Origin of the sequence: Paracoccus niistensis, from assembly GCF_042432925.1 — a bacterium.
GTDB classification, from domain to species: domain Bacteria; phylum Pseudomonadota; class Alphaproteobacteria; order Rhodobacterales; family Rhodobacteraceae; genus Paracoccus; species Paracoccus niistensis.
Genome location: NZ_JBHLWE010000005.1, coordinates 1 through 14507, shown reverse-complemented (window position 1 = coordinate 14507; position 14507 = coordinate 1). Strand labels below are relative to the sequence as shown.

The 14507-nt window shown below is 67.4% G+C and carries 13 protein-coding genes; 4 read left to right on the top strand and 9 right to left on the bottom strand.

Annotated elements, in window-relative coordinates; translation table 11 throughout:
- Position 1: 1 nt before the first annotated feature.
- The 6 genes from ACFFII_RS01700 to ACFFII_RS01675 all read right to left on the bottom strand — a co-directional run bounded on the left by ACFFII_RS01700 (position 2) and on the right by ACFFII_RS01675 (position 5682).
- On the bottom strand, positions 2-1717 hold the full coding sequence (locus ACFFII_RS01700; protein ID WP_377697155.1) for an MlaD family protein: 1716 nt from the start codon (positions 1715-1717) through the stop codon (positions 2-4).
- Entirely contained in the window at positions 1717-2517 is an 801-nt protein-coding gene (locus ACFFII_RS01695; protein ID WP_377697154.1) for an ABC transporter ATP-binding protein, read from the bottom strand. Before ACFFII_RS01695 ends, ACFFII_RS01700 begins: the two co-directional genes overlap by 1 nt.
- Positions 2517-3638, bottom strand: a complete 1122-nt coding sequence (locus ACFFII_RS01690) for an ABC transporter permease (protein ID WP_377697153.1) — start codon at positions 3636-3638, stop codon at positions 2517-2519. The genes ACFFII_RS01695 and ACFFII_RS01690 overlap by 1 nt, the downstream gene beginning before the upstream one ends.
- Before the next feature lie 150 nt (positions 3639-3788).
- The gene (locus tag ACFFII_RS01685) at positions 3789-4706 is read right to left on the bottom strand and encodes an MBL fold metallo-hydrolase (protein WP_377697152.1); all 918 of its coding nucleotides are present in this window, start codon (positions 4704-4706) and stop codon (positions 3789-3791) included.
- Entirely contained in the window at positions 4703-5143 is a 441-nt protein-coding gene (locus tag ACFFII_RS01680; protein ID WP_377697151.1) for a DUF6691 family protein, read from the bottom strand. Before ACFFII_RS01680 ends, ACFFII_RS01685 begins: the two co-directional genes overlap by 4 nt.
- Positions 5143-5682 carry a YeeE/YedE family protein gene (locus ACFFII_RS01675; protein WP_377697150.1) on the bottom strand — a complete coding sequence of 180 codons (540 nt, stop codon included), beginning with the start codon at positions 5680-5682 and terminating at the stop codon, positions 5143-5145. The genes ACFFII_RS01680 and ACFFII_RS01675 overlap by 1 nt, the downstream gene beginning before the upstream one ends.
- A gap of 7 nt (positions 5683-5689) precedes the next feature.
- On the opposite strand from ACFFII_RS01675, the gene ACFFII_RS01670 reads away from it, so the two are divergent.
- The gene (locus tag ACFFII_RS01670; RefSeq protein WP_377697149.1) at positions 5690-6007 is read left to right on the top strand and encodes an ArsR/SmtB family transcription factor; all 318 of its coding nucleotides are present in this window, start codon (positions 5690-5692) and stop codon (positions 6005-6007) included.
- A 158-nt stretch (positions 6008-6165) separates the two neighbouring features.
- Here the strand turns inward: ACFFII_RS01670 and ACFFII_RS01665 are convergent, their stop codons facing one another.
- Together ACFFII_RS01665 and ACFFII_RS01660 are read right to left on the bottom strand one after the other, a co-directional pair.
- Positions 6166-7242: an NAD(P)-dependent alcohol dehydrogenase gene (locus ACFFII_RS01665; protein ID WP_377697148.1), complete on the bottom strand. Its 1077-nt coding sequence runs from the start codon at positions 7240-7242 to the stop codon at positions 6166-6168.
- 203 nt (positions 7243-7445) lie between these two features.
- Positions 7446-10067 (bottom strand): HAD-IC family P-type ATPase, encoded by a 2622-nt coding sequence (locus tag ACFFII_RS01660; RefSeq protein WP_377697227.1) that lies wholly within the window; start codon positions 10065-10067, stop codon positions 7446-7448.
- 368 nt (positions 10068-10435) lie between these two features.
- Here ACFFII_RS01660 and ACFFII_RS01655 point away from each other — a divergent pair, with 368 nt between their 5' ends.
- Positions 10436-11275, top strand: coding sequence for a universal stress protein (locus ACFFII_RS01655; protein WP_377697147.1), 840 nt, complete (start codon positions 10436-10438; stop codon positions 11273-11275).
- A gap of 16 nt (positions 11276-11291) precedes the next feature.
- Positions 11292-11426, top strand: a complete 135-nt coding sequence (locus tag ACFFII_RS01650; protein WP_377697146.1) for a hypothetical protein — start codon at positions 11292-11294, stop codon at positions 11424-11426.
- Positions 11427-11580: 154 nt separating this feature from the next.
- Here ACFFII_RS01650 and ACFFII_RS01645 read toward each other — a convergent pair whose 3' ends face one another.
- Positions 11581-12192, bottom strand: coding sequence for a Crp/Fnr family transcriptional regulator (locus ACFFII_RS01645; protein WP_377697145.1), 612 nt, complete (start codon positions 12190-12192; stop codon positions 11581-11583).
- A 602-nt stretch (positions 12193-12794) separates the two neighbouring features.
- Between ACFFII_RS01645 and ACFFII_RS01640 the strand changes: the two genes are divergently transcribed.
- Positions 12795-14369: a cation:proton antiporter domain-containing protein gene (locus ACFFII_RS01640; protein ID WP_377697144.1), complete on the top strand. Its 1575-nt coding sequence runs from the start codon at positions 12795-12797 to the stop codon at positions 14367-14369.
- The last annotated feature ends 138 nt before the right edge of the window (positions 14370-14507 follow it).

Below are 14507 nucleotides of genomic sequence, written 5' to 3'. Positions count from 1 at the left end.
CTCATCTCCGATATTCCGGGACGCGGTTGCCGGACAGGAAGCCGGCGGGGTTCTGCTGCAGGCGGCGGACGGCATCGTTGAGGGTGCGGACAAGACCGCGGACCTCGGTCCCCAGCCGCGCCAGCTCGGGCAGTCCCCGGCCGGCGAAGTCGCGGACCCCCGGCGCGGCCACCTTGACGGTGGTCTGCACTTCGGCCACGACCGCGTCGGCCCGCGCGATCAGCGCCGACAGGTCCGAGGTGATCGCCGGCAGGTCCGTCGAGAACTGCGCCGCCGCCCTGTCAATGCTGGCCGCGGCCGAGCGGATGTCCTCCAGCACCGGCGCAAGGTCGGTGTCCATCAGGCCAGTGGCGGATTCGAATGCGGTCGCCGCCGCCGCCATGGCGGCATCGGCCGTCCCGAGCGTGTTTTCCAGAACAGTCATCGTTCCCTTCGCCCGATCGAAGACCTGCGTGGCGTTCTGGATGGCAAGCTGCGCGTCGCCCATCAGAGGCGCAAGCCCCTCGGCGAAGGCGGTCACATCCGCCGCAACCCGGTCCATGGCCCCCGAGGCGGTGGTGACGGCCGAGCGGATGTCGGCCATAATGGTGGGCAGGTCGCGGTCGACTGTGGTCTGGATCGTGCCGACCGCTTCCTTGACGCGGGCCACCAAGTCGCGGGAATCGGCCACCAGACCTGCGCCATCGCCTTGGGTCAGCGCCGTCAGGCTATTCGAGGCCTCGGTGACGGCAGCGAAAGCGCGGCCGGCGGCGGCCAATGTGCCTTCCAGTTCGGCAAGCCGGGCATTCAGCAGATCGGCGGTCTGCGTGAAGCCCTGCAGCGCCGAGGCAGAGCCTTCGGCGATCTCTGCGACCGCCGTTTCAAGCGTCGTGACCGTCCGCGCCACCTGGTCCACAAGGCCAGGCACCCGGTCGCGCATTAGCGTCGCGGCACTTTCGAAGGCAGTGCCGGCCTGCCGGATGACAGGGCCCGCCGCGTCGAGCGTGCGGCGTGCCTCGTCGAAGGCGCCCGTGACAGCTGCGAGGGTGCTGTCCATATTCGCCAGCGTCGCCGTGACCGAGGTGCCGATGCCGTCCAGCCGTTCCGTGAAGCCGGCGATCTGGTCCGAGGCCCGGACCAGCGTTCCGGTCAGCCCCGAGACATCGCGCAGCGCCTGATCAAGCTGGGCCGACGAGGTTTCGAGATTCCGCAGAATGCCCGCGACATGTGCGCGGTTCTCCTCGCTGATCAGGGCCTGCAACTGCTCGATCAGCTCGCTGGCCCGGGCCAGCAGGGCAGGGGCCTCCTCGGCCAGTGCCTGCACCGTCGAGCGGCGCGAGGGGATAATGGGCAGCTCGCTGTCGGGGGCAATCAACGGCGGGGCCTCGCCCCTGCCTCCCGACAGCGCGATATAGGCGACGCCGGTGACGCCCTGGAAGGTCAGTTGGGCCACGGTGTTCTGGCGGATCGGGGTGGTGGCGTCCACCTCGACGGTGGCCAGCACCCTGCCGGGATCGGGGGCATAGATCTGCAGCCCGATCACCCGGCCCACCGGGATGCCGTTGAACAGGACATCGCCCGACTGGTCGAGCCCGGTCACGTCGTCGAAAAGGATGCCATAGACATCGTAGCGGCGGTCGATCTGGACGCTGGCCAGCCAGACGAAGAAGCCGAGGCTGCCAAGAATGCCCAGCAGCGTGAAGGCTCCGATCAGGACGAAATTCGCGCGGGTCTCCATCACGGCCCCTTTCTGGTACCGGATGTTCCGGCGGCGGCGCGGGCGCGGGGACCGTGGAAATAGTCCCGCACCCAGGGGTGATCGACCCGGCTCATCTCGGCGATCGTGCCCACGGCCAGCATCCGGCCTTCGGCCAGCACCGCTACCCGGTCGCAGATCGCGTAAAGGGAATCCAGGTCATGGGTCACGAGGAACACCGTCAGCCCCAGAGCCGCCTGCAACTGGCGGATCAGCGTATCGAAGGCGGCGGCGCCGATGGGGTCGAGCCCCGCGGTCGGCTCGTCCAGAAAGACGATCTCGGGATCCAGCGCAATGGCGCGGGCAAAGCCGGCGCGCTTGCGCATGCCCCCCGAAAGCTCGGCGGGATACTTGTGCAAGGCGTCCTCGGGCAGGCCGACCATGCGGACCTTCAGCGCGGCCAGCATCTCGCGGAGGTCCGCCGGCAGCCGGGCCTGCTCGCGCATCGGCACCTCGACATTCTCGCGCACCGTCAGAGAGGAGAAGAGCGCCCCGTCCTGGAACATCACCCCCCAGCGCCTTCGCAGGCGACGGTATTCCGCCGCGGGGGTGTCGCGCACGCTTTCGCCCAGCACCTCGATGCTGCCGGCGTCGGGCTTGGTCAGGCCGACGATCTGACGAAGCAGAACGGACTTGCCCGACCCCGAGCCGCCGACGATGCCGATCACCTCGCCGCGCATCACGTCCAGATCCACGCCGTCATGGACCGTGTGGGCCCCGAACCGCTTGACGAGACCGCGCACCCGGATGACGGGTTCGGCCGTGGTGCCGGGCACGGGCATCACACCCCCACCACCGCGAAGAAGATCGAGAACATGGCATCGGCGACGATTACCATGAAGATGGACAGCACTACCGACAGCGAGGTCAGCTGCCCGAGGGACTCTGCGTCTCCCTCAACCATCATGCCCTCGTAGCAGCCGATGACGCCAATGATCAGCGCGAAGAAGGGCGCCTTGATCATGCCGACGCCGAAGTGCCAGACATCTGTGTCGGCCACGAGACGCGAGCGAAACACTGCCGGGGACACTCCAAGCTCGATCCAGGACATGATGGCTCCACCCACCAGCCCCGCAATGTCAGCGATGAAGCCCAAGATCGGCAGCATCAGGATCAGCGCCAACACCCGCGGCATCACGAGGACGACGATCGGGTCCAAACCCAGCGTCCTCATTGCATCAATCTCCTCGCGCATCTTCATGGACCCGATGGCCGCCGTGAAGGCCGAGCCGGACCGCCCGGCGACGATGATCGCGGTCAGCAGGATGCCCAGTTCGCGCAGGACCGAGATGGCGATCAGGTCCACGACGAACACCTCGGCGCCGAACTGGCGCAGTTGCGTCGCCCCTTGGAAAGCCAGCACGACGCCGATCAGGAAGGACATCAGCGCGACGATGGGAACGGCCTTCCAGCCGACCTCCTGCATGTGATGGACAACCGAGGTCAGGCGCAGCCGCCGCGGTCGCAGCAGCGTCATTGCCAACGCGGCGATCACCTCGCCCAGAAAGCCCGTCAGGGCGAGAGCAACCTTGCCGCCCGCGAAAGTCGCACGCCCCAGCGCCTCCAGCCGGTCGGAAAGGGTCCGCCGCGGCGGCCCGGCCTTTCCTTCGGCCGCCAGGTTGCAACGCACCGTCTCGACAAGCTGCATCTGCGCGTCGCTGGCCCCCTGCAGGGCGACCGGGCGGTCGGGCGAACCCAAGCGGCGTTGCAGTTCCAGCAGCAGCCAGGCTCCGGCCGTGTCGAGACGGCGCACCTGCCCGATGTCCAGCGCCGAGGCACTTGCGCCATCGCGCACGATGCGCTCGATGTCGAGGCGGCCGACCGCGACCACGGACAAATCACCGCTGAAGGCCATGATGCCACCAAGGATCTCGATCACGACGGGCTTGGCCGCGAGGGTCATGTCCCCCTGCGTCAAGGATGCCGATCCGCCATGCTGCACGGGATCATCCTTACCTTTGCTGCCTGCGTGATCTCTCCGGCTCTATTGTGCTGATGCGTCTGCCGATCTCTTCGACAGGCTTATCCAATGCCACGCTTGCGGCAACAGCTTTCAGAAACGGTTGACGGGCAGCTTCAGATAGACATGGCCGTCTTCCTCGGCCGGCGGCAGGCGCCCGCCACGCAGGTTGACCTGAAGCGCGGCAAGGATGCGGTCGGGCAGCGGCAGGGTGGCATCCCGCTCGTTGCGGCGCCTGAGCCAGTCCTCGCGCCGGGTGCCGGCCTTCACATGCTTGTTCCCGGCCAGATGCTCGGCCACCGTGGCCTCCCACTTCGGCTCGTCGCGATCGTCCGTCCCGTAGTCGTGGCCAACGAAGATGCGTGTCTCGGACGGCAGCGCCAGGATGGCTTGGATCGAGTCCCAGAGCTGCTCGGCGTTCCCGCCGGGGAAGTCCGCGCGCGAGGTGCCTACGTCGGGCTGCATCAGCGTGTCGTGCGTGAAGGCCGCGTCGCCGCAGACAAGGGTGATCGACCCTAGCGTGTGCCCGGGCGACAGCATCACCCGCATGTCGAGATCGCCGATGCGGAAGGTCTCGCCTTCGGCAAACAGCCGGTCGAAGTTCCTGTCCGGGTGAAACACGCCCGGCATGTTGTAGAGCCCGGCCCAGAGACGGGCGATGTCATGCACCTTCTCGCCAATGGCCGTGGGGGCGCCGGTCCGCTCCTTCAGATGAGCGGATGCCATGACGTGGTCGGCATGAGGGTGGGTGTCCAGCACCCATTCGACGGTCAGGCCGTGCTCGGCCACGAGATCCAGCACCTGGTCCATGCTCTCGGTCGAGAAGCGATAGTTCTTCGGGTCAAAGTTCCAGACGACATCGATCAGCGCGGCCCTCTTCGTGATCGGATCGGCGCAGACATACTGGATCGAGCCGGTGTCGGGCTCGTAGATGCCCCAGACATCCGGGCTGCCGCGGCCGGTCGAGGGGGAATGGCGCACGACGCGCTGCTGCAGCTTGGAGGTGCTCATTGCGTTGCTCCTTTGGAAGCCAGAAGATCGAGGGACTTGACGCGCGTGCCGATCCAGAGGCCGGCGAGCATCGCGGGCAAGAAGACCAGCGTGCCAGGGGCCATCAGCGGCAGCGCCGTCCAGGCGGGGCCGGGGCAGAAGCCGCCGATGCCCCAGCCGGTGCCGAAGAGTGCCGCGCCGAGGATCAGGGATCGGTCGGTCCGGCTGTTCGTGGGCAGGTCGAAGCGTGTTTCGAGGACCGGGGCGCTCCGGCGCCACACCAGCCGGTAGCCGATGAAGGCGGTGACCATTGCGCCGCCCATGACGAAGGCGAGGCTCGGGTCCCAGGAACCAGTGAAATCGAGGAAGTTGAGCACCTTCGCCGGGTTGGCCATGCCCGAGATCACCAGACCGAGCCCAAAGACGAGGCCGCTGAGAAAGCCGAGGGCAATCCGCATCAAGCACCTCCCAGAACATGACGCGAAAAAAAGACGGTGACGACGCCCGCCGCCATGAAGGTCACGACCGCCGCCAGCGAGCGGCGCGACAGCCGCGCCAGCCCGCAGACGCCGTGCCCCGAGGTGCAGCCCGACCCCAGCGCCGTGCCGAGGCCGACCAGCAGCCCGGCCGCCAGCATCCCGCCAAGGTTGCCCGGCACCGACTGGTCCATCCTGCCGCCAAGCAGCATCCCCACCAGCGGAGCCGCGATAAGACCCAGCAGGAAGGCCATCCGCCAGTCCTGGTCACGGGGCGCCCCGTTCATCGGCAGGACCGCGCCCAAGAATCCGCTGGTAATCCCCGAGATGCCCGCGATGCGCCCGAAGAGGCCCATCACCATCACCGCGCTGAGGCCGATCAGGACCCCGCCGCCGAGCGAGGCCCAAGGCGTGAAATCTGTCTGAACTGTCATCTCCATCTGCGACTGCTCCTGCGCCCGTCCGCTTGCTTTCACGGCGACAGGGGTGTATATATTAACATTACCTAAATAAGACAACACTAATGTAATGAAGAAGAACGCAGCCCTCCCGATCGTCGCCCTTCAGGAGAAAGCCGACCATGTGGCAGGTCGCCTGGCGCTGGTGGCCAATGCCAAGCGCCTGCTGATCCTGTGCGAGCTGGTGCAGGGCGAACGGTCAGTCGGTGCCCTTCAGGCGGCCGTGGGCCTTGGCCAGTCGGCGCTGAGCCAGCACTTGGCGAAGCTGCGCGAGGCGGGCATGGTCGACACCCGTCGCGAAGCCCAGACGATCCACTACCGGATCAGCGACCCGGACGTTCAGGTGCTGATGGCTGCTCTCTACGAGGCATTCTGCAAGGAGGAGTGAGCGCTTGGTTCATCGCACGTAATGACAGATGAGGCGCAGCCTTCCTGTTATCGGCTCGTCACATTGGCCCGTGTTCCGAGGGTTGGAGCAGGGACGTCCACCGTCCGCACCGGCCAGCGCTGCTGCCGTGCTGCCGGCACCCGACGACTTCCGAGCCGTCATGGCGTGATGGCGACCTTCAGGACCCCATCCTGCTGATTGGAGAAAAGCTCATAGGCTTCCTCGATCTCGTCCAGGCTGAAGCGGTGCGTCACCAGCGGCCGCGTGTCCACTCGTCCCGAGGCGATGGCATCCATCAGGCGCCGCATCCGCTCCTTGCCGCCGGGGCAGAGGGTCGTCACGATCGTGTGGTCGCCCAGGCCGGCCAGGAAGGGGCCGAGGGGAATGGTCAGGTCGCCCGAGTAGACGCCCAGAGAGGACAGCCGGCCGCCCGGGCGGAGCACCCGCAGCGCGGCCTCGAAGGTTTCCTGCCGCCCAAGCGCCTCGATGGCCACATCGACGCCGCGTCCGTCGGTCAGGCGCATGATCTCGGCGACCGGATCGGACGTCGTGAAGTCGATCACGTGGTCTGCCCCCATGCGGCGGGCCATTTCCATCCGGGCCGGCACGCTGTCCACGCCGATGATCGTCGTGGCGCCCATGAGGCGCGCGCCGGCGGTAGCGCAAAGCCCGATCGGGCCCTGCGCAAAGACCGCCACCGTGTCGCCGATGCGGATGTTCCCGCTTTCCGCCCCCGAAAACCCGGTCGACATGATGTCCGGGCACATCAGCACCTGCTCGTCGGAAAGACCGTCCGGCACCGGCGCCAGATTGGCCATCGCGTCGGGGACCAGCACGTATTCGGCCTGCGTGCCGTCGATGGTGTTGCCGAACTTCCAGCCGCCCATCGGCTTCCAGCCGTGCCGCGTGCCGGGGCCGTCCTGGGCGTGGCAGCCGCAGAGCGCGGCGTGGCTGTGGCCCGAGGTGCAGATCGCCCCGGCGATCACGCGCTGCCCTTCCGCATAGCCCTGCACGGCCGAGCCGAGCTTCTTGATCACGCCCACCGGCTCATGGCCGATGGTCAGCCCGCGGGCGACGGGATATTCGCCCTTCAGGATATGGACGTCGGTGCCGCAGATCGTCGTCATCGTGATCCGCACCAGCGCGTCGAGCGGGCCGACATCGGGCACCGGCTTGTCGTCGAGCACGATCCGGCCCGGTTCCACGAAGATGGCGGCCTTCATTCTTGCGGTCATCGTCCTTCTCCCCCTTCGATCGCGATCGTCCCGGGCGAAGGTCCTGCCGATGGCAGGCATGGCGTTCTCGCACGGGCCTTCCGGTTCCTGCCCCAAGGTTGGCCGCAGGAACCCCCCTTGGCGAGACAAAATGCGCCTGCGGGGGTCACGATCCTCGTTCGGGACGACGCGCGGCCGTCACCGCTCGGGGCGGCCCCGGCGCGTCACCCCTTCAACCCCAGCCTGATCTGCTTCTCGATCTCGATCAGGGCGAAGAAGGCCGCGCCCAGGGCCACGATCAGCAGGCCGTCAGCCAGCGGGACGGGCTCGGTCCCCAGCACGGCCTGCAGGGGCGGCAGGTAGGTGACGGCGAACTGCGCGGCGGTGATGACGACCACCACCGTCCAGACCACGCGCGTGCCCCTGACCGCGTCCCAGGTCAGCGAGGTGCCGTGGATGTTGCGGATGAAGAAGAGATGGGCGATCTCCAGCACCACCAGCGTGTTCATCGCGACGGTCTGGGCCAGCGCCAGGGGATAGCCGCGGTCGAGCGCATAGCTGAACATGCCGAAGACGGCGGCCAGGAACAGCAAGGCCACCAGGGCCACGTGCCAGACCAGCTCGCCCGACAGGATGGGCGCGTCGCGCCGCCGGGGCGGGCGGGCCATGGTGCCGGCCTCGGTCGGCTCGAAGGCCAGGGCAAGGCCGAGGGTGATGCCGGTGATCAGGTTGACCCAGAGGATCTGCACGGCGGTCAGCGGCAGGGCATGGCCGGCGACCAGGGCGGTGATGACCACCATCGCCTCGCCGGCATTGGTGGGCAGGGTCCAGCTGATGACCTTCTTGAGGTTGTCGTAGACCGTGCGCCCCTCGCGCACGGCGGCGGCGATGGTGGCAAAGTTGTCGTCGGCGAGGACGAGGTCGGCGGCCTCCTTGGCGGCCTCGGAGCCCTTGAGGCCCATCGCGATGCCCGCGTCGGCGCGCTTGAGCGCGGGGGCGTCGTTCACGCCGTCGCCGGTCATGGCCACCGACAGGCCGTTGGCCTGCAGCGCCGTCACCAGGCGCAGCTTGTCCTCGGGGCTGGTGCGGGCGAAGACATCCACGCCCATCACCTCGAGCGCGAGCTGCGCGTCGTCCAGCTTGTCGAGATCCTGGCCGGTCAGCACGCGATGGGGGTTTTCCAGGCCGATCTGCGCGGCGATGGCGGCGGCGGTGCCGGCATGGTCGCCGGTGATCATCTTCACCCGGATGCCCGCGGCCCGGCATTCGGCGACCGCGGCGACGGCCTCGGGGCGGGGCGGGTCGATCAGGCCGATGAGGCCAAGGAAGGTCAGCCCGCCTTCCAGCGCGGTCCCGTCGATCCGGTCCGCGGTCTCGGCCCGCTCGGCCAGGGCAAGGACCCGTAGTCCGCCCCGCGCCATCGCCTCGGCGCGGTCATGCCAATGGGCGTGCTCGGCATCCCCGCACATCCGCAGCACCCGTTCCGGCGCACCCTTCACATGGGTGACGCACCCCTCGGGGCCATCGGTCAGCACCGCCATGAAGCGGTGCCGGCTGTCGAAGGGGATGGCGTCCAGCCGGGTGGCGGCGATATCGGGCGCCACCTTGCCGGCAAAGGCCAGCAGCGCGCCTTCCATCGGGTCGCCCTCGACGGACCAGAGGCCGTCCCGCTCGCGCAGGGTCGCGTCGTTGCACAAGGCCGCCGCGCGGGCGAGACGCCCGAGGTCGCCCGCGGGCGTGATCGCCCCCGTCGGCGCATAGCCATCGCCCGCCACGGTGAAGCTGCCCTCGGGGGTTTCCACGGCGGCGACCACCATCTCGTTGCGCGTCAGGGTTCCGGTCTTGTCGGTGCAGATGACCGAAACCGAGCCGATCGCCTCGATCGCCGGCAGGCGGCGCACGATGGCATGGCGCCGCGCCATCGCCTGCACGCCGATGGCCAGCGTGATCGTCATCACCGCGGGCAGGCCTTCGGGGATCGACGAGACGGCGATGGCGACCACCGTCATAAACAGGTCGGCAAAGGGCAGGTGGCCGACGAAATAGCCATAGGCGAGCAGCAGGGCCGCCGCGAGCAGGATCAGGAAGGACAGCCAGCGGGCGAAATGGTCCATCTGCGCGACCAGCGGCGTGGTCAGCTGCTCGACCCCGCTCAGCAGCCCGCCGATGCGGCCGATCTCGGTCCCCGCGCCGGTCGCCACGACCAGCCCGCGGGCGGTGCCCTGCGTGACCAGCGTCCCCGACCACAGCATCGGGCGGCGATCGCCCAGGGGCGCGTCGAAGGCGACGGGGTCCACGTCCTTTTCCACCGGAACGGACTCGCCGGTCAGGATCGCCTCCTGCGCCGCGAGGCCGCGCGCCTCGATCACGCGCAGGTCGGCCGGCACCTTGTCGCCCGCCTCGAGCAGCACGATGTCGCCCGGCACGATCCCGGCTGCGTCCAGCGTGACCCGCTGCCCGTCGCGCAGCACCGCCGCTTGGGGGGCCAGCATCTGCCGGATCGCCGTCATCGCCGCCTCGGCCTTGCCTTCCTGGACAAAGCCGATCACCGCATTGGCCATGACCACCGCCAGGATGACGCCGGTGTCGATCCAGTGCTGCATCGCCGCCGTTACCAGCGCCGCGGCGAGCAGCACATAGATCAGCACGTTGTGGAACTGCGCCAGGAAGCGCAGGACCTGCCCGCGGCCCCGGACCTCGGGCAGGCGGTTCGGCCCGTGGCGGGCCAGGCGCCGCGCCGCCTCGGACCCGGTCAGCCCCCCGGGCCCGGACACCAGCGCGAGAAGGCAGGTGCGGCCGGAATGCGCGTGCGGATGCGTGAGCGCCGACGTCAGGGAATGGTGCATCTCGTCGTCGCTCACGATCTCGCCTCCGCTTGAATGCCGGCTGCCGGGGCCCCCTTTTCACGCGGCGCATCCTGCGGGCGTCAGGCGCGCGCGCCTGACGCGATGCCTGCCCTGTCCTGGCGCCGCCCTGACGAGCTTGCCCAGCCTCGGGGTGAGGTCAAGACCGCGGCAGGCCGCCCCGGGAACCGGCGGCGAACCCACCGGAGCTTGCCGGCGATGGCCGGTCCAAGGCACCATGTCCCCATGCAGCAACCCGGGATCGATGGGGGCAAGGCGGGGATGGTCAGCCATTCTGGCAGGTTGTCGCACAGGCGCGGCCCGCCTTTCCCTTCCTCCCACGATGTCCAAGACCGCATGGAGAAGCCGAGATGACGCACAGCCGCATCGCCTACATGCCCCTGATCACCTATCCCGAAGCGATCGCCGACGACGCGACCCGCGCCGCCGTCGCCCTGGCGCGGCCCCTGGGATACGCGCTCAGCGTGACGACCTTCGCGGTCGATTTTCCCCGCGTCTCCTCGGGCTTGGGCGACCTGCTGATCGACATCCCCGGACTTGTCCAGTCCACCGAGGAAAAGAGCAGGGCCGAATGCCGCCGCCTCGAGCAGCTCGTCCTGGAAAGCGCCGCATCGCCCGCCGATGTCCATTGCACCGCGCGCAAGGTTCCCTGGGGAGCCGTGCCGGGCGACGCCGCCGAGCAGGCCCGATATTTCGACCTCGCCCTGCTGCCCTGGGCCGCCGACACCGCCCCGGTCGGGGACATGGCCGAGGCGGTGGTCTTCGGCTCGGGCCGCCCGGCCGTCCTGGTGCCGCCCTCGGCCCGTCCCGCCCCGGTGGATCATCTCGCCATCGCCTGGGACGGCAGCCGGGTGGCCGCCCGCGCGCTTGGCGATGTGCTACCGCTTCTGGCGGAAGGCGGCTCGATCTCGGTGCTGACGGTCCGAGACGAAAAACCTTTGGGCGGATCAGATCTTGCCGGTGCTCTTGCGTCATCGCTGGCAAAGCGGGGGCTCAACGCTAAGCCTGTTGAGACAACTCTCGGTAATAGAACTATCGCCGAGGCGTTGCAGGATACCGCCCTGTCAAACGGTGCGCAGCTTCTGGCAATGGGGGGATTTGGTCACTCCCGCATCCGCGATTTCGTTCTTGGCGGGGCGACACGGGGGATTCTAAGTCAGTTGCGGCTCCCAGTTCTACTATCGCATTGATTGGTGTTCGTGGGAGATGCCAGAGCTTCGCGAGGAAGGCATCTGCACCTTCATCCAGGGAACCGTGCGGATCCTCAATTTGCCCGAGTTGTCCAACACAGGCCAGTATCGCTGGGACTATCTGTATCTCGGCGCCGATCTCGACCGGTAAATCCACGAAAGAGTGGCGAAGCCGCAAAGCTTGCCCGAGCGCGCATCGGCGTGAGGCTGAGGCTCGGTGGTTGGGAGGTTATCTGCAGCAACCGTTGGAAGGATGCAGTGTGCTTGAGTTTGACCAGACAAGTTGCGCGGCACGCCTCCCTGCCTCAGGCCAGGCCTTCGGCCACCAGGTTGCGCAGATGCGCCACATTCTTGATATGGACCATCGTGGCCTCGATCTGCACGCCATGATCGCGTAGCCGTGCAAAGGCCCGCGACAGGGTTTCCGGCTTCATTCCCAACCGGCCGGCGATCAATGCCTTGTTGTAGGGCAGCACCACCGGACCATCGTTCTCACATTCCGCCGCGAGATCCAGCAGGAACTCGGCCGCCCGCTGTACGCTCGTGCATGTCTTCAACTCCTCGATGTGGGCAACAAGCTGCTGCAGACGCAGGAAGGCCGAAGCCAGCATCGATGTGGCAAGCACCGGGTCGGACTGCAGCAGACGGCGCACACGGCCCGCGTCCAGCCGCAGCAGCCGCGCCGGGCTGATCGCCTCGGCCGAGACCGGCCAAGGCTGGCCGCAAAGCGCTGCCGCGTCGCCGAAGCTCTGACCATCGCGCATGGTGCCGATCATCGCCTCGATCCCGCTGGGGGCAGTGCGGTAAAGCTTGATCCAGCCGTCCAGCACGACGAACAGCGCATCAGCGGGCTCGTCCTGCAGGAAAAGGATCTGGCCGGCGCCGAGGCCCTGCACCCGTGCACCCTTCAGCAGCATGGCCTCTGCGGCCTCGGGCAGGCTGGCGAGCAGGGCGGACCGGCGGGCCGCCTCAAGCTCGTCAGGCGTCAGAATGACCTGGGCAGAAGGCGAGCCGGTGTTGCATTTGCGGAGCCTTGCTGCGTCAAGAATGCAAGTCTTTGCTGGGTCAAGCCTGCACGGCCTTGCCGTGCAGCGGGTCGGGGTCAGTTGGGCCAAACATTCCCTTGTCTTGCTGCAACTCAGCATGTGCGACCAAGCGTCTGGCCGTGTCTGTCGGATTGGGCTAGCGGATTGAAGATCAATCTCGGCCTGGCTCCCGTCTGCCCCTCGATACCGAGTTCAACCCTGGTATGAAATGATTGTTCCGTCGAGGTTCCTGTCGCGGCTTTCACGCCGGTGCGATCATGTGGGCCACCAGGATCTCGCCGTCCTGCTCAACGGAGGCACACTGCAGAGGCGGGCACGGGAACAGGGGCACTCCGCAGCAAAGACCGACGGCATTCTCTGCAAATCGTGCCGGATACGCTTCCTGGCTACCCGGGCGGGCAGGAGCCCGCAGCGCTATTGAGGCACGAAACCGCCGCCGCTATGCCAACCTCGAGCTGATCCGGAGCGTCTGCATGTTCGAAGTCATCTGCGTCAGCTTTGCCTTCGTCTTCGGCCTTGCAATGCGCCAGATCGGCTTGCCGCCGATGGTCGGGTTCCTGGCAGCGGGGTTCGCGATCAATGCGCTGGGGCCCGTGCTGAGGCTGCCCGAGGCGACCGGCGACATCCTGGACTACCTGTCGCACTTGGGCGTGCTGCTGCTGCTCTTCGCAGTCGGCATGAAGCTGCGGCTGCGGCAGATCGCACAGCCGCAGGTGCTGGGCGGGGCATTGCTGCATTTCGTCGTCTCGATCATCGTGGTGACGCCCGGACTGGTGCTGTTTCTCGGGCTGGACCTGCGGACTGCGGCCATGCTGGCGGTCATGCTCGCCTTCTCCTCGACGGTGTTCTCGGCAAAGGTTCTGGAAGAAAAGCGTGACATCGGTGCCTTCTACGGGCGGACCGCAATCGGCATCCTCGTCCTTCAGGACATTATCGCGCTTGTGGTGCTGTCAATCTGGGGCGGGCAGGCGCCTTCGGTCTGGGCGCTGTATGTGCTGGCGCTGCCATTGCTACGTCCGCTCTTGTTCCGGATCCTGGATCTGACGGGCCAGGATGAACTGCTGGTCCTGATGGGCATGTTGCTGGCGCTGGTGATCGGCGGCATGGGGTTCGAGTTCGTGGGCCTAAGTTCCGAGATCGGGGCACTGGCCATGGGGCTGATGCTCTCCACCCACAAGCGCGCAAAGGAACTGACCGACGCGCTCTGGGGCCTGAAGGAGGCCTTCCTGGTCGGCTTTTTCCTCCAGATCGGGATGTCGGGCCTGCCGGATCCGGGCGATCTGGTTTTCGCCGGGGTTTTCATCGTGCTGTTGCCGCTGAAGGCGGTGCTGTTCTACCTGCTTCTCCTGCTGTTCCGCCTGAGAGCGCGCAGCGCCTTCCTGGCGGCAGTCAACCTGGCCACCTACAGCGAGCTCGCGCTGATCCTTGCGGCCGATCTGGTGCCGGACAAGCTGGTGGCGATGGCGCTGCTGGTCAGCCTGTCATTCGTTGCGGCCTCACCCGTGAACCGCATGGCACAGGCGCTGTCCGACCGCTACGAAAGCCAGCTGCAACGCTTTCAAACGACAAGGTACCACCGGGACGAGCTGCCGACGGACCTGGGCAATGCCCGCATCCTGATCCTGGGCATGGGCCGGACCGGTTCGGCGGCCTATCAGTACCTGCTGCCGTTCGAGGACCAGTTGGTCGGGATCGACTCCGACATCTACAAGGTCGAACCGCACCGGCAGGCTGGCCGCAATGTCCTGTGGGCCGATGTCGAGGATGCGGGTTTCTGGCGTGGGGTGAACATCGCGGGGCTGGATGCCGCGGTTCTGGCCATGGATGGAACCGAGGCGAAGGAGGCTGCGGCCTGGGCGCTGCGGTCCAAGGGGTTCGCCGGGCCGATCATCTCGCATGTGCTGCATGAGCAGGAGGTCGAGCGCCTGAAGGCGGCCGGCGCCACCCATCTCTATCTGACGATGAACCAGGCGGGCATGGCTCTGGCCGATCACACGGCGCGCGCCTTGGATCTGGAGGTAACGCCGTCCGAGCTGGGACGCAGCTAGTTTAACGGCGCATGGGCCACCCCATTTGCTGTGAACCGCGCCGATTTTGCCGGATGGACGCGATGGCCGCGCTATGGACGCGCTACCCCAGATGCGACTTCGGATCCCGTGAGAGTTTCTCTCGTCGGTGTCCACGAC

What these genes read in the sequence shown, in the direction of transcription:
- ACFFII_RS01700 (WP_377697155.1), bottom strand. Translation starts at nt 1,717, where the DNA reads ATGGAGACCCGCGCGAATTTCGTCCTGATCGGAGCCTTCACGCTGCTG.
- ACFFII_RS01695 (WP_377697154.1), bottom strand. Translation starts at nt 2,517, where the DNA reads ATGCCCGTGCCCGGCACCACGGCCGAACCCGTCATCCGGGTGCGCGGT.
- ACFFII_RS01690 (WP_377697153.1), bottom strand. Translation starts at nt 3,638, where the DNA reads ATGACCCTCGCGGCCAAGCCCGTCGTGATCGAGATCCTTGGTGGCATC.
- ACFFII_RS01685 (WP_377697152.1), bottom strand. Translation starts at nt 4,706, where the DNA reads ATGAGCACCTCCAAGCTGCAGCAGCGCGTCGTGCGCCATTCCCCCTCG.
- ACFFII_RS01680 (WP_377697151.1), bottom strand. Translation starts at nt 5,143, where the DNA reads ATGCGGATTGCCCTCGGCTTTCTCAGCGGCCTCGTCTTTGGGCTCGGT.
- ACFFII_RS01670 (WP_377697149.1), top strand. Translation starts at nt 5,690, where the DNA reads ATGAAGAAGAACGCAGCCCTCCCGATCGTCGCCCTTCAGGAGAAAGCC.
- ACFFII_RS01665 (WP_377697148.1), bottom strand. Translation starts at nt 7,242, where the DNA reads ATGACCGCAAGAATGAAGGCCGCCATCTTCGTGGAACCGGGCCGGATC.
- ACFFII_RS01660 (WP_377697227.1), bottom strand. Translation starts at nt 10,067, where the DNA reads ATGCACCATTCCCTGACGTCGGCGCTCACGCATCCGCACGCGCATTCC.
- ACFFII_RS01655 (WP_377697147.1), top strand. Translation starts at nt 10,436, where the DNA reads ATGACGCACAGCCGCATCGCCTACATGCCCCTGATCACCTATCCCGAA.
- ACFFII_RS01650 (WP_377697146.1), top strand. Translation starts at nt 11,292, where the DNA reads ATGCCAGAGCTTCGCGAGGAAGGCATCTGCACCTTCATCCAGGGAACC.
- ACFFII_RS01645 (WP_377697145.1), bottom strand. Translation starts at nt 12,192, where the DNA reads ATGCTGCTGAAGGGTGCACGGGTGCAGGGCCTCGGCGCCGGCCAGATC.
- ACFFII_RS01640 (WP_377697144.1), top strand. Translation starts at nt 12,795, where the DNA reads ATGTTCGAAGTCATCTGCGTCAGCTTTGCCTTCGTCTTCGGCCTTGCA.